Raw genomic sequence first — 19,015 nt, 5'->3', positions numbered from 1 at the left:
GGGGCCCGGGCGGCGGCGCCCCCCAGCCCGCGCCGACCGGACCTCGGAGCTCCGCCCTTGGGCGGAGCTCACTCTTCTTCCATCGCCTCCACGGCGGCCTGAAGCTCGTCCTTGCCGACCTCGCGCTCGGTGACCTCGGCAAGCTCTAGGATATAATCGACGACCTTGTCCTCGAAGATCGGCGCCCGCAGCTGCTGCTGCATCTGCGGATTCTGCTGCACGAACTCGAAGAACTGCCGCTCCTGGCCGGGATATTGCCGCGCCTGCGCCATCACCGCCTGCGTCATCTCCGCATCGGAAACCTCGATCTCCGCGCGGTTGCCCAGCTCGGCCAGAAGCAGGCCAAGCCGCACCCGGCGCTCGGCCAGCCTCATGTGCTCGTCGGTGGGCTCGATCTCGGGGTGATCGTGGCCTTCGACGTCCGGGTTCTCCTCGTGCCAGAGCTGGTGCGCGATCTGCTTGGCCTCGGCCTCGAGCAGGCTCGGCGGGAGGTCGAAATCGACCATCTCGTCGAGCTTGTCGAGAAGCGTCCGCTTGGCGACCGCGCGCGCAGCGCCGGCATACTCGGCCTCCAGCCGCTCGCGGATCTGGGCCTTGAGCGCCTCCAGATCGTCCGCCCCGTAACGCTGCGCGAGCGCGTCGTCGATTTCGGCGGCCTTGGGCGCCTTCACCGCCTTCACCGTGACGTCGAAGGCCGCAAGCTTCCCGGCGAGGGCCTCGGCGCCGTAATCCTCGGGGAAGGTCACCTCGATCGTCTTCTCCTCGCCCGCGGTCACGCCGGCGAGCTGCTCCTCGAAGCCGGGGATGAAGCTGCCCGAGCCAAGGGTCAGCGGGAAATCCTCGGCGGCGCCGCCCTCGAAGGGTTCGCCGTCCAGCTTGCCGACGAAATCGATGACAACCTGGTCGCCGTCTTCCGCCGCGGCGCCCGCGTCGCGGTCCTCGAAGTCCTGGGCGTTCTCGGCAAGGCTCTGCAGCGCCTCCTCCACCGCCTCCTCCGACGGCTTCACGACAAGCCGCTCGAGCGAGATCGAGGACAGATCGGGCTCGGGAACCTCGGGCAGCGCCTCGTAGGTCATCTCGACGAGGACATCGTCGCCTTCCTTCCAGTCCTCGCCCTTCATCTGGACCTGCGGCTGCGCGGCGGGGCGGTCACCGGTCTGCTCGAAATGCTCGGACATGGCGGCGTCGATGCTCTCCTGCATCGCCTCGCCCAGAAGGCGCTGGCCGAACTGCTTCTTCAGCAGCGCCATCGGCACCTTGCCCTTGCGAAAGCCCTTCATTTCCACCTCGGGCCGCGCCTCGGCGAGCTTCTCGTTGACCTTTTCGTCAAGCTCCGCGGCGGTGACGGTGATCTCGTAGCCGCGCTTCAGCCCGTCCTTGAGAGTCTCGGTGACCTGCATTCTCAGTCCTTCTCAAACTTGTCTGGTGCGGGTGGAGGGACTTGAACCCCCACGCCTCGCGGCGCCAGAACCTAAATCTGGTGCGTCTACCAGTTCCGCCACACCCGCCAATAGAACGAGAGGGCACCCGCCGGGTCCCCGCCGTTTCGCGGCTGTCTAGCAAAGCGCCCCTGGGGATGCGAGAGGAAAAAAGGCGCCAGAAAAACCGCGACATCAACCAGATTTTGCCGTATTCTGATGAGAAACAATAAGGCAGGCGAAGCAGGACCAGCCCATGAGACCTCGACAGCCACGTCGCGTCAGCGACGCCGGACTCGATCTGTGCCAGCCGCCCGGAACGGGGGGCATCCCCGCAGGCGCGATCGTCTACAGCAAGGACGGCGAACTTCCGGTGGAGTATCTCTGCCCTGGCGACCGCATCATCACCCGCGATCGCGGCCTCGCGACGCTCCGCGCCGTGACGTGGCGCAGGGCACGCATGAGACGGATCCGCTTTCCGGCCCGCGTGATGGGCCAGCTTCGGCCGATCCGAGACACGGCGCTGCCGGGCTGCCAGGGCGTGCTCATCCGCGATTGGCGGGCGAAGGCGCTTTACGGCGCGGAGCAGGCGATCATTCCCGCCGCGCGGCTGGTGGACGGCACCTGCGTCACGGATGAGGGCGTGGCGGAGTGGACGCTCTTCACCCTGAAGTTCGACAGCCCACACATCGTCTACGCCGACGGGCTGGAGCTCGCCGCCGCCTCGGCCATGACCGCCCCCGCCGAGAGCTGAGGCTCAGCCAAGCGACCGCAGGACCGACGGCAGCATCTCGGGCAGGTCTTCCGCCACGAGGCCGGCACCGAAGGCGATTGCCGTTTCCTGATGCAGCCAAGCCGCCGTCGCAGCGGCGTCGAGGGGCGCGCGCCCCTGCGCCAGAAGCCCCGCGACGAAGCCCGAAAGCACGTCTCCCGCGCCCGCCGTGGCAAGCCAGGGGGCGGCGCGCTCATGGACCGCCGCGCTCAGGGCCGCCGAGGGTCCGGGCCCCGCGATCACCGTGTCGGCGCCCTTGAAAAGCAGCGTGCAGCCAAGGCGCGCCGCCGCCTGCCGCGCCGCCTCGACCTTCGAGACGGCCGGCCCCTTGACGGGTGGCGCGTCGAGCGCTTCGGACAGGTCCGGAAAGAGACGCGCGAACTCTCCTCCATGCGGCGTTAGCACGCATCCCGCGTGGACGAGCCGCGCCAGCGTCCTGTCCGCCGCCAGCAGCGTGAGCGCGTCCGCGTCAAGAACTGCGGCGCGCCCGGAGCGAAGCGCCACCTCGAGGATCGCCGCCTCCCGGGTACCGGTGCCCAGCCCGGGGCCGAGGCACAGCACGGTGATGCGCGGATCCTCGAGCAGTTCCGCGAGGCGGTCGGCGTCGGCGACCTCCCGCAGCATGATGGCGTCCAGCCGCGCGGCATTCTCGGTGCGCGCCTCGGGCGGGCAGCCCACCGTCACGAGACCCGCGCCCATGCGCAGCGCGCCGCGCGCGGCCAGCCGCGCCGCACCGCCCTGCCCCACCCCGCCCGACAGGACGAGCGCATGGCCGTACTCGTATTTCTGGGCCTCGGGCCGCTTCCGCGGCGGTGCGAAGGGCGGCGATCCGGGGCGCACGAGACGAAGCAGGGCGGCGCCCGGTCCCGTCGCGGCGTCCCCGCCCAGGCCGATGTCGTGCACCGCAAGCCGCCCGCAGAGCCTCGGGCCGTCGCGCAGGAAATGTCCGGGCTTGGCCCGATGGAAGCTCACCGTCAGGTCGGCGGGCGCGAACACGCAGCCCCCGGCCGGCGCGTCGGGGCGGCCGGCCGGCACAAGCGCCGCGCCACTGTCAGCGCAAAGCCCGCTCGGGATGTCCACCGCAAGGACGCGCACGCCGTCCATGCGGCGGACGACCCGGCCCCAACGGACGAGCTCGTCCGGGATCGCACGGCCGAGCCCGGTGCCGAACAGCGCGTCCACCACGAGATCGGGGGCCGCCGCGCTTTCGGGCGGGGCGCCGTGCACCGGCCCGGTTGCGGCCCAGCGGTCGTGGTTGGCGCGCGTGTCGGGCGGCAGCTTCTGGGCTTCGCCGAAGAGCACGACCTCCACCTGCCAGCCACGCCCGGCGAGGAGCCGCGCCACCACGAACCCGTCGCCGCCGTTGTTGCCCGGCCCGCATAACACCCAGGCCCGCCGCGGCGCGGCCGCGAGATCGGGCCAGGCCTCGAACGCCTCCGCCACCACGCCACGGCCCGCACGCTCCATGAGCGACAGCCCGGTGGCCGCCCCGGCCTCCATGGCCGAGCGCTCGGCCGCGCGCATCTGCTCCGCGGTCAGCACCTCGCAGGGCGCCCGGCTCACCGATTCAACTCTGCTCATTTTATATGCGCCTCGCACAAAACCGCGCCACGCGACGGGAAACCCCTCCCCGCTCCGTGGCGCTCTCAGCCTATCCGATTGTCGCCCCGGCGCGAAACTGGTCTCACCGCCGTGACACGGGAAGCGAGGGAGACCCCGGGATGAAGAAGATCGAGGCGATCATCAAACCGTTCAAGCTCGACGAGGTGAAGGAAGCGCTGCAGGAGGTGGGTGTGCAGGGCCTTTCCGTCATCGAGGTCAAGGGCTTCGGACGGCAGAAGGGGCACACCGAGCTTTATCGCGGGGCGGAATACGTCGTTGATTTCCTTCCCAAGGTGAAGATCGAGGTCGTTCTCGACGACGACCAGGTGGACGCGGCGGTGGAGGCCATCGTCAGCGCCGCCAAGACCGACAAGATCGGCGACGGCAAGATCTTCGTCAGCCCCGTGGAACAGGCGATCCGCATCCGCACCGGCGAGACCGGCTCGGACGCGATCTGATAAACGCCCAAATCTAGACGAAAGGGACCAAGGGAATGAGCAAGGACTCCATCCTCAAGACCATCAAGGACGAGGACGTGGCCTACGTCGACCTGCGCTTCTGCGACCCGCGCGGGAAGATGCACCACGTCACGGTCATGTCCGATCTGGTGGACGAGGACTTCATCGACGAGGGATTCATGTTCGACGGCTCCTCCATCAACGGATGGAAGGGGATCGAAGCCTCCGACATGAACATGAAGCTGGACCTCGACAGCAGCTACATCGATCCGTTCTATGCCGAGAAGACGCTCGCGGTGCATTGCTCCATCGTCGAGCCGGACACCGGCGAGCACTACGACCGCGACCCGCGCGGCACCGCGGAGAAGGCAGAGACCTACCTGAAATCCTCGGGGATCGGCGATACCTCCTTTTTCGGTCCCGAGGCCGAGTTCTTCCTTTTCGACGACGTCCGCTTCTCGGTGGGCATGAACAAGGTGTCCTACGAGGTGGACGCGCTCGACGCGTCGTGGAACACCGACACCGAATACGAGATGGGCAACATGGGCCACCGCCCGGGCATCAAGGGCGGCTATTTCCCGCTGCCGCCCGTCGATGACGGGCAGGACATCCGCTCCGAGATGCTGTCCACGATGAAGCGCATCGGCATGACCGTGGACAAGCACCACCACGAGGTCGCGTCCTGCCAGCACGAACTCGGGCTGATCTTCTCGACCCTGACCAAGCAGGCCGACGAGCTGCAGAAATACAAGTATGTCATCCACAACGTGGCGCAGGCCTACGGCAAGACGGCGACCTTCATGCCCAAGCCCATCGCCGGCGACAACGGCACCGGCATGCACGTCAACATGTCGATCTGGAAGGACGGCAAGCCGCTCTTCGCGGGCGACAAGTACGCCGACCTCAGCCAGGAGGCGCTGTGGTACATCGGCGGGCTTCTGAAGCACGCCAAGACGCTCAACGCCTTCACCAACCCGTCGACGAACTCCTACAAGCGGCTCATCCCGGGCTTCGAGGCGCCGGTGCTGCGCGCCTATTCCGCCCGCAACCGCTCGGGCTGCATCCGGATCCCGTGGACCGAAAGCCCGAAGGCCAAGCGGGTCGAGGCGCGTTTCCCCGACCCGTCGGCGAACCCCTACCTGTGCTTCGCCGCGCTGCTCATGGCCGGCCTCGACGGGATCAAGAACAAGATCGATCCGGGCGAGGCGATGGACAAGAACCTCTACGACCTGCCGGCAGAGGAGCTCGAGGGCATCCCGACCGTCTGCGGGTCGCTGCGCGAGGCCATCGACTGCCTGAAGGCGGATCACGAGTTCCTTCTCGCGGGCGACGTCTTTACCAAGGACCAGATCGACGGCTACATCGATCTCAAGATGGAAGAGATCGAAACCTACGAGCACACGCCGCACCCGGTCGAATTCAAGCTCTACTACAGCTGCTGAACCGTATCGTTTCCAAGGTTCGCGGGGGGCGCCTTCGGGCGCCCCGTTTCGTTTCCGAACCGGCGACGACGCGTCGGGAGTCCGGCACTTGCCCCCGGTTCTGCGAATTCGGGTCACGAATTCTCCGCGATTGACCGTCATTCTCCTTCGGAAACCCGAGCGAGGGCGACGATGACCGCGATCCCGCACACCCTGCACGGCACGGGCCATTACGCCGCGCTCGTGTTTCCGGCCGACGAAGCGCCGTCGGCGGCGGCGCTTCTGGACCGGCTCGACTGCTGGCTCGAGCAGGCCGGCCACACCGTGCGCGCGGCACGGCTTCACCCGTCGAACGGGGCCGCGCTGATCGAAACGGACGGGTTCCGGGTCACGGTGATGGAAAGCGTGGGCGAGACCGCGAAGGAGCGCCGCCTCGCCATCCGGCTGGAGGAAACCGGCGGCTCGGCCAACGCCGCGCTCCTCGCCCTGATCGGCATCACCTACGGGCTTACGGCGCGGCTCGGGCCTGTCGCGCTCGAGTGGCAGGAACCCGGTCTCCGGCTCGATGTCGCGGATTTCCTGCGCGTGATCCCGGGGCCGATCGGCCGCGTGCGGCCCGCACGCCCCGCGCGCGTGCGCCGCCCCGCCGCCCCGGCCCCGCCGCCCGGGGCAGCGCAGGACGCCTCGCCGCCGGCACGGGCGGACGCAGCCCGCTACGCCCCCCCGGCCGCGCGACGGCCCGGACGGGCCGAGACGCTTCTGCCCTGGACCTTCACGGCCGCAATCGCGACGATCTACCTGCCGCTCGCGCCGGTGCTCGCCGCGATCAACCTTCGCCACGGGGCCGATCCGCGCCTGCCCGTCCACGCGATGGCCCTGGCCGGGATCTATGTCCTGCTCGAACGGGCGGGCACCTTCGAGCATCTGGCCGCGCTCGCCCTGTCCTGAAGATCCCGGACGCGGCAGCGAACGCTTTGCCGCAGCGTAAACTTTGGCTACGCTTCCCCCGTTGGCACCGCACACGGAGGGACACGATGCACGCCCGACAGAGGAGCCGCGCCATGGGCGCGCTTTTCGCGCTCGCCGCCGCCGCCTCGACCCCCGCCGCCGCCGCGCCTTGCGGCAACACCGGCGCGGGCTTCGAGACATGGAAGGCCGCCTTCGCGCAGGACGCCGCCCGCGCCGGGGTCGGTCAGCGCGGCCTGCAGGCGCTCGCCGCCTCGCGCTATGCGCAGTCCACCATCAACGCCGACCGCAACCAGAAGAGTTTTCGCCTCGGGCTCGACGAGTTCATGCGGGTGCGCGGCTCGGCCACCATCGTCAGGCAGGGCCGCCAGCGCCTTGCCCGGAACCCGCGGTTCTACGCCTCGCTCGAACGCGCCTACGGCGTGCCAGCGGGCGTTCTGATCGCGATCCACGGCATGGAAACGGGGTTCGGGCGCTTCATGGGCGACAGCCAGGTCGTCTCGGCCATCGTGACGCTGGCCTATGACTGCCGCCGGAGCGATTTCTTCAGGCCCCACGCCATCGGCGCGCTGAGGCTCGTGGACAACGGGACGATCTCCGCCGGCACGCTCGGCGCCCGGCACGGGGAGCTCGGCCACACCCAGTTCCTGCCTGGCAACGCGCTGCGCTACGGGGTGGACGCCAACCGGGACGGCCGGGTGGATTTCTATTCCGAAGCCGACGCGCTCGCCTCCACCGCGAACTTCCTCGTGCAGAAGGGCTGGCAGCGCGGCGCCGGATACCAGCCCGGCGAACGCAACTTCCGGGTGATTCAGGAATGGAATGCGGCTTCCGTCTACCAGCAGACCATCGCGATCATGGCGGCGCAGATCGACGGTCGGGGCTGAGCGCCGCGCGACCGGCAGAAAATTGCCGTGCTCTGCGTGCCCGGTTACGGCCGTCCGGCAACAATCCGCGCAATCCTTAACAATTGCCTAACTGTTTCTGCCGTCAGGACACAGTTTTTCCCTCTTTGCCCGCCACAACTTGGGCAAGAAAGAAGGAAGGAATCCGCAATGGACGAGGAAGCAGTTCTTCACCAGGCCGTGCTGGTGGTCTTCGGCCGCCACACGTTCGATGCAGACGAGCTGCGCGGCGACGTCGAGACGGCGTTCCGCGCCACTGGCCAGGCCCCGCTCGGCGATCCGGCCGAATGCGACGATCCGCTCACCGTCGTGGGACGGACGCTGATGGCCCAGCTCGACGTGTTCGCCGATGCCCGCCGCGGCGGCAGCGTGCCGGAGGACGAGGTGAAGGAAGGGATCGAGGTCTTCGCTGACGCCTATCCCGACCTGCCGCGCCCCGACGCACTGATTTCGGTGCGCCTCGTGGCCCATGCGCCCGACACCGACGGCACGCCGGACACGACCTCCGCGGTGCTCGCGCAGATGCTGCACCTTCTCGTCGATCGCACCTACGCGCATTTCGTGCGCTTGCCCGGCCGCTCGGGCCTGATGACAGGCGAAAGGTTCCAGACCGAATTCCGTCTCGTGAGCCCGCCGACCGTGCTGATCGGCGCGGGAAACAGCGAGGACGACGCCTCGGTGGACGCGCGCTTCCCCGACATCGAGGAAACGGGCGACCGGCTCGAGGCCGAGTGGCTCCGCCTCGACCCGCCGGAGCCCGACGCCCGCCGCTTCTGGCAGGACATCGTCGAGGATCGCCCGCAACTGCCCATCGAGGCGCGACTCGCCACCTGGGCCGTCAACGGCACGGTTGCGATCTTCTCGCCGCCTGTGGGGGCCTCGCTCGCGGTCTACAACGTCCTGCGCGGAGAGGATTTCCGGCTGAACACCCATGCGCTGACGCTGACCAGCGTGTTCCTCACCCTCGCCGCGGCCGGCGCGCCGGTTCCCTTCATGTGATGGCGTCGCGCCCGGCCGCGGCCCCGCGCGGCCGGGCGAGCATGTAGGTGTGGATCGAGAACACCACCGCCCCGCTTTCCGGCAGGCGCAGCACGCATTGGCGCTCGCAGCGCAGGTAGGGGGCGCTGCCGCGATCCCCTCGGTGCGGGTCCGATTCGCTCCTGGGCTGGAAGAGCGCCGGATCGTGGTAGCCCAGCGCGTTGAAGCGCCAGAGCGGGCGGCCGGGTTTCACCCCGTGAAAGAGCCTTTGCACACGCCGCGCGAGATCGGCGTCGTAAACCTCCACCGGCCGGTGGATCGCGGTCAGCGGCCCCAGGAACTTCTCGTCGAGCCGCCAGCTCGCGGGGAAGCAGAGCACCGCACCGGCAAGGAGATGTTCCGCGCCGCGCAGATCCATCAGGCACAGATCCTCCTGCACCAGCCGTCCGAGCGTGGCCAGCGGATCGCCCCGGTCGAGCGCGACGCGCACGCCGTCGGGCCGGAGTACGTCCCCTGCCCCGACCTCGTAGCCCGGCTGCCGCGACAGGTGGCAGAGCACCGTGTCGAAAAGCTCTTCCGCCGCCGGCCGCGCCGCCGCGTCGAGCCGCAGCACCTCGTCGCGCCGCGTCGCGAGCAACCGGTCGCGCAGCGCCATCTGCGCGGCGAACGCCTCGTCCACCAGCAGCCAGTCGGCCGGGTCGAGCGGCGCGACCCCCGGCAACGGGCGCGGCGCGGCCGGATCGAAGGGTAACCGCTCCTGAAGGATCGGCGCGCTCATCGCTCGGCCTGCCGCGGGCTCGCGTAGTGCAGAAGGCCCCAGCCCGTGAGCGCCCGGTCGATCCGGGCCCAGTGGCCGAGCGCGGCAAGCGTGTCGCCGCCGGCCGCCGCGACGATATCGGCAACGCTCCGCCGCCCGTCGATCCGGGCGAGCAGCGGGGCGCACGCACGCGGCAGAGGCTCTGAGATGCGCGTGCCCGCGCCCTGCGCCGCGACCTCTCCCTTCGCCGCCACATGCGCGGCAAGCTTCTCGGGCGCGGCGCCGCGAAGATGCGGCACGAGCGCGCTGTCGCTGCCCCGCGCCATGGCCCGGCCCGCCCGCGCCTCGGGCGCGGCATAGACGATGTGGGTCTTGAGCGTGCCCGAAAGCCGCTCGGCGAGCCCCATGCGCGCGGCCAGGGGCAGGTCTTCGGGAAGCGCGACGCCTTCGGGCAGGAAGCGCGCAGGATCATAGAGCGCGGGCCGGGCCGGGCTCACGAGGCCAAGCCCGGCGCGGGAGAGATGCGCGTCGAGCTCCTCGATGGCGAAGGCCCGGTCGCAGCTGTGCAGAAGAAGGTCGTAGAAGCCCGCGTCGCTCGCCGCGTGGTCCACGAGATGGGAGTTGCGTCGGAACGGGTGGCCTTCGGGCACGCGGGCGAGGATCTCCCGCGCCCGGGCGAGCCGCTCGGCCGGGGGGAGCCCCGCGAGCAGGGTCCGGAACGCTTCCTGCAGGGGATAGACCCCGCTTCGGCCGTGGGGCGCATAGACCATGAGCCCGATCCCGCCCCCGGGGTCGAGCGCGGCGGCGAGCGCGTCGAACCCCTCCTGCGGCTCGAGCAGGTGATGAAGCACGCCGCAGCAGTCGATGTAATCGAAGGGGCCGAGCCGGGCGGCCTCGCGCAGATCGCCCGTCTCGAAGCGGATGCCGTCGAGGCCGCGGATCCCGGCGCGCCGCTCGGCGATCTCCCGCGCAGCGGTCGACAGATCGAGATAGGTGATCTCCGCGCTCCGCCCCGCCCAGGCGAGCTGCTGCGCGATCTGCACGAGCCCGTCGCCGGTGCCGCCCCCCGCGACCAGCACCCGGAAGGGCCGCGACCAGTCGCGCCGGCCGGCGAAGAGGAAATGCTCGATCTCCCGCAGGTCGGAGGGCGAACCCGTGACGAGGCGGCGGCGCTCGTCATCGGGGTCGCGCTCGGGATAGGGGTAGGCGTCGTACTGCTCGGTGATCTCGGACATGGGGCCAGAGAGTTTCGCGCCAGCGCGGCGGAGGCAAGCCCGAAACGCCGGCGGCAGCCTGACGCGTCCGGCGCGACCGAAAACGACAAGCGGAGATGTCGCCCGCAGGCGCGCGCGCCGCGCGAGGCCCGACAGACTTGGCGCGAGCGAGGAGGGCCGCGCCATGAACCAGCACTACCGCGACACCCGCAAGATCGACCCCACGCGGGGCGCCACGCTCGGTGACGGAACGCCGAACGACAATGACCGCGTGGAGATCGGCCCGACCCGGCTCGCCTTCCGGGAATGGGAGGCGGCGGGGCTCGCGCTTCCCGATCTGGCCCGGATGCGCCGCTACCGCTGGCGCCGGCTCACCGATCACGTCGTGACGCGCGATTACGGTGGGCTGCTGCTCTTCGACCCGCTCAACATCCGCTACGCCACCGATTCCACCAACATGCAGCTCTGGAACACCCACAACCCGTTCCGGGCGCTCCTGCTCTGCGCCGACGGATACATGGTGCTCTGGGACTACAAGAACGCCCCCTTCCTGAGCGAATTCAATCCTCTCGTGCGCGAAGTTCGTTCGGGCGCGGACCTCTTCTACTTCGACCGGGGGGACAAGGTGGACGTGGCGGCCGACGCCTTCTCGAACGAGCTGCGCGACCTTGTGGCCGAGCATGGCGGCGGCAACATGCGTCTCGCGGTGGACAAGATCATGCTTCACGGGCTCCGCGCGCTCGAGCGCCGCGGCTTCGAGATCATGGAGGGCGAGGAGGTCACCGAGAAGGCGCGAAGCGTGAAGGGCCCGGACGAGATCCTCGCCATGCGCTGCGCCTCCCACGCCTGCGAGGCGGCCGTGGCCGAGATGGAGCGCTTCGCCCGCACCAGCGTGCCCGGGGGCGGCGTCAGCGAGGACGACATCTGGGCGGTGCTCCACGCCGGAAACATCCGCCGCGGCGGCGAGTGGATCGAGACCCGGCTTCTCGCCTCGGGGCCGCGCACCAACCCCTGGTTCCAGGAATGCGGGCCAAGGGTCGTGCAGGAGAACGAGATCGTGGCCTTCGACACGGATCTCGTCGGCGCCTACGGTATCTGCGTGGACATCTCGCGCACCTGGTGGTTGGGCGAGGCCGAGCCGCGGCCGGACATGGTAGAGGCGATGCGCCACGCGCACGAGCACATCATGACGAACATGGAGATGCTGCGGCCCGGCGTGCACATGCGCGAGCTTTCCGAAAACTGCCACCGTCTCGCGGACAAGTACCAGGATCTGAAATACGGCTGCCTGATGCATGGCGTCGGGCTTTGCGACGAGTGGCCGCTCATCGCCTATCCCGACCGGATGGTCCCAGGCGCGTTCGACTATCACCTCGAACCCGGCATGGTGCTCTGCGTCGAGGCGCTGGTGGGCGAGGTCGGGGGCGATTTCTCGATCAAGCTCGAGGACCAGGTGCTGATCACCGAGACGGGCCACGAGAACCTGACGCGCTACCCGTTCGACCCCCGGCTCATGGGCGCCTGAGCCCCGCGGAGAGGGGGCAAGCCGCTTGCAAGCGGCTTGCCCGCGCGTTGCATCTCTGACGTTCCATCACCTCGCCGCGAGGCGCCTTGCGCCGGGCCCGCGGCCTCAGCAGGGTGCGGTCACGTCATCGCCGAGGAGCTCGACCCCATGCCCGACGACCGCTTCACCTTCGAGGGCCACGCCGGCCACGCGCTTGCAGCCCGGCTCGACATGCCGAGGGGCGCGCATCTGGCCACCGCGCTCTTCGCGCACTGCTTCACCTGCGGCAAGGACATCGCCGCCGCGCGGCGGATCGCCCAGCGCCTGGCCGGCATGGGCATTGCCGTGCTCCGCTTCGATTTCACCGGGCTCGGGCATTCCGAGGGCGAGTTCGCCAACACTTCCTTCAGCTCCAACGTGGACGACCTCGTGGCCGCCGCCGCGGCGCTTGAGGCGCGCGGCATGGCGCCCTCGCTCCTCGTGGGGCATTCGCTCGGCGGCGCGGCGGTGCTCCGCGCCGCGCGCCGCATCGGAAGCGCGAAGGCCGTGGCCACGATCGGCGCGCCCTGCGACCCCGAGCATGTCACCCACAATTTCGGCGCCAATCTCGACGAGATCCGCGAGGCGGGCGAGGCGACGGTGGATCTCGGCGGGCGGCCCTTCACGATCTCGCGGGGCTTCCTCGAGGATCTCGAGGGCGCGAGCCTCGTCGAGGACATCCGCGAGCTGCGCCGCGCGCTGCTCGTCATGCACGCCCCCCGCGACGCGGTGGTGGGGATCGAGAACGCCACCCGCATCTTCGTGAACGCGAAGCACCCGAAGAGCTTCGTGACGCTGGACGACGCGGACCATCTCGTGACACGGCAGCGGGACGCGGACTATGCCGCGGAGGTCATCGCCGCCTGGGCCGGGCGCTATCTCGCGCTCGAGCGCTCCGCCCCGCCCGACGGCGCGCCCGAGGGCGTGGTCCGCGTGACGGAAGCCGATCCGAAAGGCTTCCTGCAGGACATCCAGTCCGGGCCGCATCACCACGCGCTGGCCGACGAGCCCGAACGCCTCGGCGGGACGGACAAGGGCATGTCGCCCTACGGCTTCGTCGCCGCGGGACTCGGCGCCTGCACCTCGATGACGATCCGCATCTATGCCCGCCGGAAGGGCTGGCCGCTCGCGCATGTCGAGGTGGAGGTCACCCACGACAAGCTGCACGGCGAGGACGCCGACGAGGCCGGCGCGGGCGAGGCGAAGAAGGTGGACGTGTTCCGCCGGACGATCCGGCTCGAGGGCGATCTCGACGATGCGCAGCGCGCCCGGCTGCTCGAGATCGCGGACCGCTGCCCCGTCCACCGCACCCTGGAGCAGTCGAGCCGGGTGGAGACCGCGCTCGCCTGATCCCGCGGGCGCGGCGCTTGCGGGGGCGCGGCGCGCGGTCTACACCCCGCGCCGTCCCAGGAAGGAGCGCCGCCCATGATCCCCCGTTATTCCCGCCCCGAGATGGTGGCCGTCTGGTCGCCCGAGAGCAGGTTCCGCATCTGGTTCGAGATCGAGGCGCATGCCTGCGACGCCATGGCCGAGCTGGGCGTGATCCCGCGCGAGAACGCCGAAGCCGTCTGGAAGGCGAAGGACGCCACCTTCGACGTGGCGCGGATCGACGAGATCGAGGCGGTGACCCGCCACGACGTCATCGCCTTCCTCACCCATCTGGGCGAGATCGTGGGCCAGGAGGAGGCGCGCTTCGTCCACCAGGGCATGACGAGCTCGGACGTGCTCGACACCTGCCTCAACGTGCAGCTCACCCGCGCGGCCGACATCCTTCTCGAAGATCTGGACCGGGTGCTCGCCGCGCTGAAGCGCCGCGCCTTCGAGCACAAGGAGACCGTGCGCATCGGCCGCTCCCACGGGATCCACGCCGAACCCACGACGATGGGCCTCACCTTCGCGCGCTTCTACGCCGAGATCGACAGAGGCCGCCGTCGGCTGGAGGCCGCGCGGGCGGATATCGCGACCGGCGCGATCTCGGGCGCCGTGGGAACCTTCGCCAACATCGACCCGGCGGTGGAAGCGCATGTCTGCGCGCAGATGGGGCTCGCGCCCGAGCCGATCTCCACCCAGGTGGTCCCGCGCGACCGCCACGCCGCCTTCTTCGCGACACTCGGCGTCATCGCCTCGTCTGTGGAGAACATCGCCACCGAGATCCGCCACATGCAGCGCACCGAGGTGCTCGAGGGGGAGGAGTTCTTCAGCCAGGGCCAGAAAGGCAGCTCCGCGATGCCGCACAAGCGCAACCCGGTGCTCTCGGAGAACCTCACAGGGCTCGCGCGGCTGGTGCGCTCGGCGGTGATCCCGGCGATGGAGAACGTCGCGCTCTGGCACGAGCGCGACATCTCGCATTCCTCCGTGGAACGCGTGATCGCGCCCGACGCCACGGTGACGCTCGACTTCGCGCTGCACCGCCTCGCGGGGGTCGTCGACAAGCTGGTGATCTACCCCGAGCGGATGCTGGAGAACCTGCACCGTTTCCGCGGCCTCGTGATGAGCCAGCGCGTTCTGCTCGCGCTCACCCAGGCGGGGGTGAGCCGCGAGGACGCCTACGCCATGGTCCAGCGCAACGCGATGAAGGTCTGGGAGGACGGCCGCGACTTCAAGACCGAGCTCCTGGCCGATCCGGACGTCGTCCAGGCGCTTGGAAAAGAGGCGATCGAGGAAAAATTCGACCTCGATTACCACCTGAAACACGTCGACACGATCTTCGAGAGGGTTTTCGGTGCATCGAGCATTTGAAGACCGCCGTCGCCGTGCTAGCCTTTCCACTACGGAACCAACAGGAGACCGCCATGACCACGATCAAGACGCTTCTGGCCGCCGCCGCCCTGACCGCCGTGCCCGCAATGTCGATGGCGGCCTGCGGCAGCCACAGCAAGCAGGTGATGTCCTGCGGCGAGGGCCTTGTCTGGAGCGAGGCTCAGCAGGCCTGCGTGCAGCAGGTAATGAGCTGACACCGGCGACGCCGGGCAGGACGGAACAGGACCGGGCGGCCCCGGCGGGCCGCCTTTTTCGTGCGTGACGGCACGTCCGCCGCGCGCCCGTGGTGCCCGGCCCATGGCCCCGTTCGCCCGCGGTCTCTTGCCCGAAAAGCGACATGCGCCAATCGGCGCCGTCTCCGTCGCGCATCCCGCCGCCGCCGCGAGGCGGGGCCGTCTCGTTGAATCGACGCGCGCCGGGAAACCAGGCGGGCGCCGCAAATCCTCCGCCCCGGTTCAGTCTTTCTTCACCGCTCCCGCTTAAGACCCGTCGAGAACGGCTCGACATCGGGGAGAGGATGGATACGCATCGCGAGCTTGCACCGCTCGGCGCCACGCCGGCCGCCCCCCAGCCCTCGTCGCTCGACCGGCGGCGCAAGGCGGCGATCATCGTCCGCCTTCTTGTGAACGAGGGGGCGGAGATCCCGCTTTCCGAGTTGCCCGACGAGTTGCAGGCAGAGCTCGCCCAGGAAATGGGCGCCATGCGCTACGTCGACCGCGACACGTTGCGCGCCGTCATCGACGAGTTCGCCGACGAGCTGGAGCGCGTGGGCCTCGCCTTCCCCGGGGGCATGGCCGGGGCGCTCGACGCGCTCGAAGGCCATCTCAGCGCCCCCACCGCCGCGCGTCTGCGCCGCGAGGCCGGGGTGCGCCAGTCCGGCGATCCCTGGGCGCGGCTCGGGGCGCTTTCCCCGAAGGAGCTTCTGCCCTTCGTGACGGGTGAAAGCATCGAGGTCGCGGCCGTGCTGCTCTCCAAGCTCGAGACGTCCAAGGCCGCGGCGCTTCTCGGCCTTTTGCCCGGTGCGCGCGCGCGGCGGATCACTTATGCCGTCTCGCTCACCGCCGCGATCACGCCCGAGGCCGTGGACCGGATCGGCCTTGCCCTTGCCGCGCAGCTCGACGCGCGCCCGCCCCGCGCCTTCCCGGACGAGCCGGTGCAGCGCGTGGGTGCGATCCTCGACTCGTCTGCCGCCGCCACCCGGGACGACGTGCTCGAGGGGCTGGAGGAAACCGACCGCGCCTTCGCCGAACGCGTGCGCCAGGCGATCTTCACCTTCGCCGACATCCCCGGCCGGCTGGAGCCGCGCGACGCCGGCAAGATCCTGCGCGAGATGGAACAGCCGATCTTCGCCCGCGCGCTCGCCGCGGCCGAGGCCTCGGACGAGGGTCTGCGCGACGCGGCCGCCTTCCTCCTCGACAACATATCGTCCCGCCTGGCCGACACGTTGCGCGAGGAAATGGCCGGGCTGGGGGAGGTCTCCGCGCAGGAGGGCGAGGAAGCCATCACCGAGGTCGTGGGCGTCATCCGGCGTCTCGAGCGCGCGGGCGAGATCCGCCTCGCGACGCCCCCGCCCAGGGAGTGAGCCCGACGGCGGTGGACAGCCGCGATGGCCCGTGCCTAACCTTCCGACATGACACGCCCCGCGACGCCGACCCCCGCCCCGATCGTCGATCCGGCCCTCGTCCGGTCGCGGGCGATCCTGCTGATGCTCGGCGCGGTGCTCTGCTTCACGCTGATGGACGCCACAGCCAAGGCGCTTTCAGTCCGGGTCGGCACCGTTCCGACGCTCTGGGCGCGCTACGCGGGCCAGACGCTCGTGGTGCTGGCGCTCATGGCGCCGCGGCTCGGCACCGTGCTGCGCACGCGCTACCCGCGTCTGCAGCTGCTTCGCTCGCTCTACCTTCTTGGCGCGACGGCGTGCTTCTTCTTCGGCATCGCGAATATCGGACTTGCCGAGGCCACCGCGATCATGAACGTGAACCCGGTGCTGATCACGCTCGGGGCCGCGCTCTTTCTCGGCGAGCGGATCGGTCCGCGCCGCGCCTTCGGCATCGCGGCGGCGCTTCTGGGCGCGTTTATCGTGATCCGGCCGGGCAGTGCCGTATTCTCGCCCTTCGCGCTGCTGCCGCTGGGCGCGGCGATCTTCTATTCGGCCTATGCGCTCACCACCCGGTTCGTCGGCCGCGACGAAGACCGCTGGACCTCGCTCGTCTACACCGCGCTCTTCGGCACGGTCGCGCTCAGCCTTGCGGTGCCGTTCTACTGGCAGACGCCCGATGCCCTCTCGCTTCTCCTCATGGTGGCGCTCGCGGGGTTCGGGACGACCGGGCAACTCCTGCTCATCACCGCGCTGCAGCGGGGCGAAGCGGGAATGCTCGCCCCCTTCGCCTATGCCGGACTGGTCTTCGCGGCGCTCTGGGGCATCCTCTTCTTCGCGGAATACCCCGATGGCTGGACCATCCTGGGCGCGCTTGTGATCGCGGGCGCCGGACTCTATGTCTGGCACCGCGAAACAAGGGCCGCCTGACGGCGGAGCGCCATGCCCCCTGCCCCGCCCCAATCCGACGCCCCCGGCGGAAGCTGGAGCGACTGGCTGACGGACCGGCTGCTGCGCGGTCTGATCGCCGGTGCCCTGCTGCTGCCCTGGACGACGCGAACCCGCCTCATGGGATGGCTCGTGCGTCGGGTGGTGGCACCGCTCGCCGGCTGGCGCGCGCGGGCGCGGGCCAATCTTGCCCATGTCTGGCCGGACATGCCCGAGGCGGAGCGGCGGCGCATCGCCGACGCGGCCGCCGACAATGCCGGGCGCACCATGATCGAGAACTACGACATCGCGGGGCTGAAGGCGCGCGCCGCCGCCGCGCCCATCGGCGGCGAGGGTCTCGCGCTGCTGGAACGCGCCCACGCCGCCGGCGAGCCGGTGCTGCTGGTGACCGGGCATTTCGGCAACCACGAGATCCCGCGCGCCGCGCTGGTGGCGCGCGGCCTGCAGGTGGGCGGCCTCTACCGCCCGATGAAGAACCGCTACTTCAACGATCATTACGCGGCGAACATGCACGCGCTTTCGGGGCCGGTCTTCGAGCAGGGCCGCCGGGGCACGATGGGCCTCGTCCGGCACATCCGCGAGGGCGGCATCGGCGTGCTTCTCTTCGACCTCTATGCCGGGCGCGGCGCGCCGGTGGATTTTCTGGGCAAGCCCGCGCCGACACTGACCTCGGCGGCCGAGATCGCGCTGAAGACCGGGGCTCACGTGATCCCGTTCTTCAGCATCCGCCAGCCCGACGGCCTTCATTTCGAGATCGTGTTCGAGGCGCCGGTGCCCCATGGCGACCCGGTGAAGATGACCCGAGAGATGACCCGGCGGCTTGAGGCGCGGGTGCGCGCCGATCCCGGCCAATGGTTCTGGATCCACCGCCGCTGGAAGCCCGAGCGCCAGGCCGCGCGTCAGCGCAAGCGCGCCGCCGCGAGCACCGCGCCCTGATCGTCACCGTCGCCCGCGTCCTGGACCAGAACCACGACGGGCTGATCCCCGGGCGCCTCCGCCAGAAGCCGAAGGGGCGTCTGCCCGTCCCAGCGCGCCAGCACCGTCCAGCGGGTCACGATGTTGGAATAGGCCAGCGTGCGGCCCGCGTTCTCGCCCCGCGTGATCTTCACGGTCGCGTGCGGCCGGTAGCGCACGAAGTGCACCTGCGCCGCGCCCACGGGCGCCACGGCCTCGACCTCGATCGCCACTTTCGCCCCGGCGGCCCGCTCGAGGCCCAGCGACACCTTGCGCGGCGCCTCGGCATGGGCGCGGATCAGGTCGATCACGGCCATCGGGCGGGCGCCCATCACGTGGTCGGCGCCGCCCACGATCATCTGCGGCGTGTAGATGGAATTGTGCCCGGCGGCATGGGCGTAAGCCTTTTGCCGCGCGGTGAAGGCGGGCTGCGCGAAGCTGTCCTTCCAGCCGATATAGTCCCAGTAATCGACGTGCAGCGCGAGTGCGATCACGTCGTCGCGCTCTGCCAGATCGGCCAGAAACGCGTCGGCGGGCGGGCAGGAGGAGCATCCCTGCGAAGTGAAGAGTTCGACGACGACCGGGTGCTCGTCGGCCGAGGCCACCGACGCACCCGCCACCAGAACCCAGCCAGCCAGTAGCCATCCGCCGATCCGCCGCATGCCTCGATGCCTTTCTCCGTTACGCCACCTTCGTTCTAGGAGCCGCACCGGGGGTTGGCC

Annotated in this window: 18 protein-coding genes and 1 tRNA gene; 13 read left to right on the top strand and 6 right to left on the bottom strand. The window is 70.0% G+C overall.

All coding sequences use genetic code 11. The annotated features are described in order from the left end of the window. Positions 1-68 precede the first annotated feature (68 nt). The gene (gene tig, locus AB6A66_RS03970) at positions 69-1,400 is read right to left on the bottom strand and encodes a trigger factor (RefSeq protein ID WP_371054869.1); all 1,332 of its coding nucleotides are present in this window, start codon (positions 1,398-1,400) and stop codon (positions 69-71) included. A 23-nt stretch (positions 1,401-1,423) separates the two neighbouring features. Next, positions 1,424-1,508: transfer RNA gene (locus tag AB6A66_RS03965), tRNA-Leu, on the bottom strand. A gap of 166 nt (positions 1,509-1,674) precedes the next feature. On the opposite strand from AB6A66_RS03965, the gene AB6A66_RS03960 reads away from it, so the two are divergent. Continuing rightward, positions 1,675-2,172, top strand: coding sequence for a Hint domain-containing protein (locus tag AB6A66_RS03960; RefSeq protein ID WP_371054868.1), 498 nt, complete (start codon positions 1,675-1,677; stop codon positions 2,170-2,172). 3 nt (positions 2,173-2,175) lie between these two features. On the opposite strand, the gene AB6A66_RS03955 is transcribed toward AB6A66_RS03960, so the two are convergent. Continuing rightward, on the bottom strand, positions 2,176-3,771 hold the full coding sequence (locus AB6A66_RS03955; RefSeq protein ID WP_371054867.1) for an NAD(P)H-hydrate dehydratase: 1,596 nt from the start codon (positions 3,769-3,771) through the stop codon (positions 2,176-2,178). A 140-nt stretch (positions 3,772-3,911) separates the two neighbouring features. On the opposite strand from AB6A66_RS03955, the gene AB6A66_RS03950 reads away from it, so the two are divergent. The 5 genes from AB6A66_RS03950 (at position 3,912) to AB6A66_RS03930 (ending at position 8,541) form a co-directional block, all read left to right on the top strand. After that, the gene (locus tag AB6A66_RS03950; protein WP_371036500.1) at positions 3,912-4,250 is read left to right on the top strand and encodes a P-II family nitrogen regulator; all 339 of its coding nucleotides are present in this window, start codon (positions 3,912-3,914) and stop codon (positions 4,248-4,250) included. A gap of 35 nt (positions 4,251-4,285) precedes the next feature. Next, the gene (gene glnA, locus AB6A66_RS03945) at positions 4,286-5,692 is read left to right on the top strand and encodes a type I glutamate--ammonia ligase (protein ID WP_371036501.1); all 1,407 of its coding nucleotides are present in this window, start codon (positions 4,286-4,288) and stop codon (positions 5,690-5,692) included. 171 nt (positions 5,693-5,863) lie between these two features. Then, entirely contained in the window at positions 5,864-6,619 is a 756-nt protein-coding gene (locus AB6A66_RS03940; RefSeq protein ID WP_371054866.1) for a hypothetical protein, read from the top strand. 113 nt (positions 6,620-6,732) lie between these two features. After that, on the top strand, positions 6,733-7,524 hold the full coding sequence (locus tag AB6A66_RS03935; protein WP_371054865.1) for a lytic transglycosylase domain-containing protein: 792 nt from the start codon (positions 6,733-6,735) through the stop codon (positions 7,522-7,524). A gap of 168 nt (positions 7,525-7,692) precedes the next feature. After that, positions 7,693-8,541 carry a hypothetical protein gene (locus AB6A66_RS03930; RefSeq protein WP_371054864.1) on the top strand — a complete coding sequence of 283 codons (849 nt, stop codon included), beginning with the start codon at positions 7,693-7,695 and terminating at the stop codon, positions 8,539-8,541. Here AB6A66_RS03930 and AB6A66_RS03925 read toward each other — a convergent pair. Together AB6A66_RS03925 and AB6A66_RS03920 are read right to left on the bottom strand one after the other, a co-directional pair. Continuing rightward, entirely contained in the window at positions 8,534-9,298 is a 765-nt protein-coding gene (locus AB6A66_RS03925) for a DUF3445 domain-containing protein (protein ID WP_371054863.1), read from the bottom strand. The two genes, AB6A66_RS03930 and AB6A66_RS03925, sit on opposite strands and share 8 nt — an antisense overlap. After that, on the bottom strand, positions 9,295-10,512 hold the full coding sequence (locus AB6A66_RS03920; RefSeq protein WP_371054862.1) for a class I SAM-dependent methyltransferase: 1,218 nt from the start codon (positions 10,510-10,512) through the stop codon (positions 9,295-9,297). Before AB6A66_RS03920 ends, AB6A66_RS03925 begins: the two co-directional genes overlap by 4 nt. Positions 10,513-10,675: 163 nt before the next feature. On the opposite strand from AB6A66_RS03920, the gene dddP reads away from it, so the two are divergent. The 7 genes from dddP (at position 10,676) to AB6A66_RS03885 (ending at position 18,275) form a co-directional block, all read left to right on the top strand. Further along, positions 10,676-12,016, top strand: a complete 1,341-nt coding sequence (dddP, locus tag AB6A66_RS03915; RefSeq protein WP_371054861.1) for a dimethylsulfonioproprionate lyase DddP — start codon at positions 10,676-10,678, stop codon at positions 12,014-12,016. A 147-nt stretch (positions 12,017-12,163) separates the two neighbouring features. Continuing rightward, entirely contained in the window at positions 12,164-13,384 is a 1,221-nt protein-coding gene (locus tag AB6A66_RS03910; RefSeq protein WP_371054860.1) for an alpha/beta fold hydrolase, read from the top strand. Between the two features lie 75 nt (positions 13,385-13,459). Then, positions 13,460-14,773, top strand: a complete 1,314-nt coding sequence (purB, locus tag AB6A66_RS03905; RefSeq protein WP_371054859.1) for an adenylosuccinate lyase — start codon at positions 13,460-13,462, stop codon at positions 14,771-14,773. Positions 14,774-14,826: 53 nt separating this feature from the next. Continuing rightward, positions 14,827-14,988 carry a chitin-binding domain-containing protein gene (locus tag AB6A66_RS03900; protein WP_371054858.1) on the top strand — a complete coding sequence of 54 codons (162 nt, stop codon included), beginning with the start codon at positions 14,827-14,829 and terminating at the stop codon, positions 14,986-14,988. A 323-nt stretch (positions 14,989-15,311) separates the two neighbouring features. Continuing rightward, positions 15,312-16,376, top strand: a complete 1,065-nt coding sequence (locus AB6A66_RS03895; protein ID WP_371054857.1) for a flagellar motor switch protein FliG — start codon at positions 15,312-15,314, stop codon at positions 16,374-16,376. Positions 16,377-16,424: 48 nt separating this feature from the next. Beyond that, positions 16,425-17,321: a DMT family transporter gene (locus AB6A66_RS03890; RefSeq protein WP_371054856.1), complete on the top strand. Its 897-nt coding sequence runs from the start codon at positions 16,425-16,427 to the stop codon at positions 17,319-17,321. Positions 17,322-17,333: 12 nt separating this feature from the next. Then, positions 17,334-18,275, top strand: coding sequence for a lysophospholipid acyltransferase family protein (locus AB6A66_RS03885; protein WP_371054855.1), 942 nt, complete (start codon positions 17,334-17,336; stop codon positions 18,273-18,275). Here the strand turns inward: AB6A66_RS03885 and AB6A66_RS03880 are convergent. Continuing rightward, positions 18,239-18,955, bottom strand: coding sequence for a DUF1223 domain-containing protein (locus AB6A66_RS03880; protein WP_371036514.1), 717 nt, complete (start codon positions 18,953-18,955; stop codon positions 18,239-18,241). The two genes, AB6A66_RS03885 and AB6A66_RS03880, sit on opposite strands and share 37 nt — an antisense overlap. Between the last annotated feature and the right edge of the window lie 60 nt (positions 18,956-19,015).

The sequence above is a fragment of the Rhodosalinus sp. K401 genome (genome assembly GCF_041365735.1).
Lineage (GTDB): Bacteria > Pseudomonadota > Alphaproteobacteria > Rhodobacterales > Rhodobacteraceae > Rhodosalinus.
This window is presented reverse-complemented; position numbering and strand designations above follow the sequence as displayed.

Excerpts from the sequence above, each read along its gene's own strand:
- AB6A66_RS03925 (WP_371054863.1), bottom strand. The coding sequence starts at position 9,298 with ATGAGCGCGCCGATCCTTCAGGAGCGGTTACCCTTCGATCCGGCCGCG.
- AB6A66_RS03960 (WP_371054868.1), top strand. The coding sequence starts at position 1,675 with ATGAGACCTCGACAGCCACGTCGCGTCAGCGACGCCGGACTCGATCTG.
- AB6A66_RS03900 (WP_371054858.1), top strand. The coding sequence starts at position 14,827 with ATGACCACGATCAAGACGCTTCTGGCCGCCGCCGCCCTGACCGCCGTG.
- purB (WP_371054859.1), top strand. The coding sequence starts at position 13,460 with ATGATCCCCCGTTATTCCCGCCCCGAGATGGTGGCCGTCTGGTCGCCC.
- AB6A66_RS03880 (WP_371036514.1), bottom strand. The coding sequence starts at position 18,955 with ATGCGGCGGATCGGCGGATGGCTACTGGCTGGCTGGGTTCTGGTGGCG.
- AB6A66_RS03920 (WP_371054862.1), bottom strand. The coding sequence starts at position 10,512 with ATGTCCGAGATCACCGAGCAGTACGACGCCTACCCCTATCCCGAGCGC.
- tig (WP_371054869.1), bottom strand. The coding sequence starts at position 1,400 with ATGCAGGTCACCGAGACTCTCAAGGACGGGCTGAAGCGCGGCTACGAG.
- AB6A66_RS03930 (WP_371054864.1), top strand. The coding sequence starts at position 7,693 with ATGGACGAGGAAGCAGTTCTTCACCAGGCCGTGCTGGTGGTCTTCGGC.
- AB6A66_RS03890 (WP_371054856.1), top strand. The coding sequence starts at position 16,425 with ATGACACGCCCCGCGACGCCGACCCCCGCCCCGATCGTCGATCCGGCC.
- AB6A66_RS03885 (WP_371054855.1), top strand. The coding sequence starts at position 17,334 with ATGCCCCCTGCCCCGCCCCAATCCGACGCCCCCGGCGGAAGCTGGAGC.
- glnA (WP_371036501.1), top strand. The coding sequence starts at position 4,286 with ATGAGCAAGGACTCCATCCTCAAGACCATCAAGGACGAGGACGTGGCC.
- AB6A66_RS03955 (WP_371054867.1), bottom strand. The coding sequence starts at position 3,771 with ATGAGCAGAGTTGAATCGGTGAGCCGGGCGCCCTGCGAGGTGCTGACC.
- AB6A66_RS03950 (WP_371036500.1), top strand. The coding sequence starts at position 3,912 with ATGAAGAAGATCGAGGCGATCATCAAACCGTTCAAGCTCGACGAGGTG.
- AB6A66_RS03935 (WP_371054865.1), top strand. The coding sequence starts at position 6,733 with ATGGGCGCGCTTTTCGCGCTCGCCGCCGCCGCCTCGACCCCCGCCGCC.
- AB6A66_RS03940 (WP_371054866.1), top strand. The coding sequence starts at position 5,864 with ATGACCGCGATCCCGCACACCCTGCACGGCACGGGCCATTACGCCGCG.
- AB6A66_RS03910 (WP_371054860.1), top strand. The coding sequence starts at position 12,164 with ATGCCCGACGACCGCTTCACCTTCGAGGGCCACGCCGGCCACGCGCTT.
- dddP (WP_371054861.1), top strand. The coding sequence starts at position 10,676 with ATGAACCAGCACTACCGCGACACCCGCAAGATCGACCCCACGCGGGGC.
- AB6A66_RS03895 (WP_371054857.1), top strand. The coding sequence starts at position 15,312 with ATGGATACGCATCGCGAGCTTGCACCGCTCGGCGCCACGCCGGCCGCC.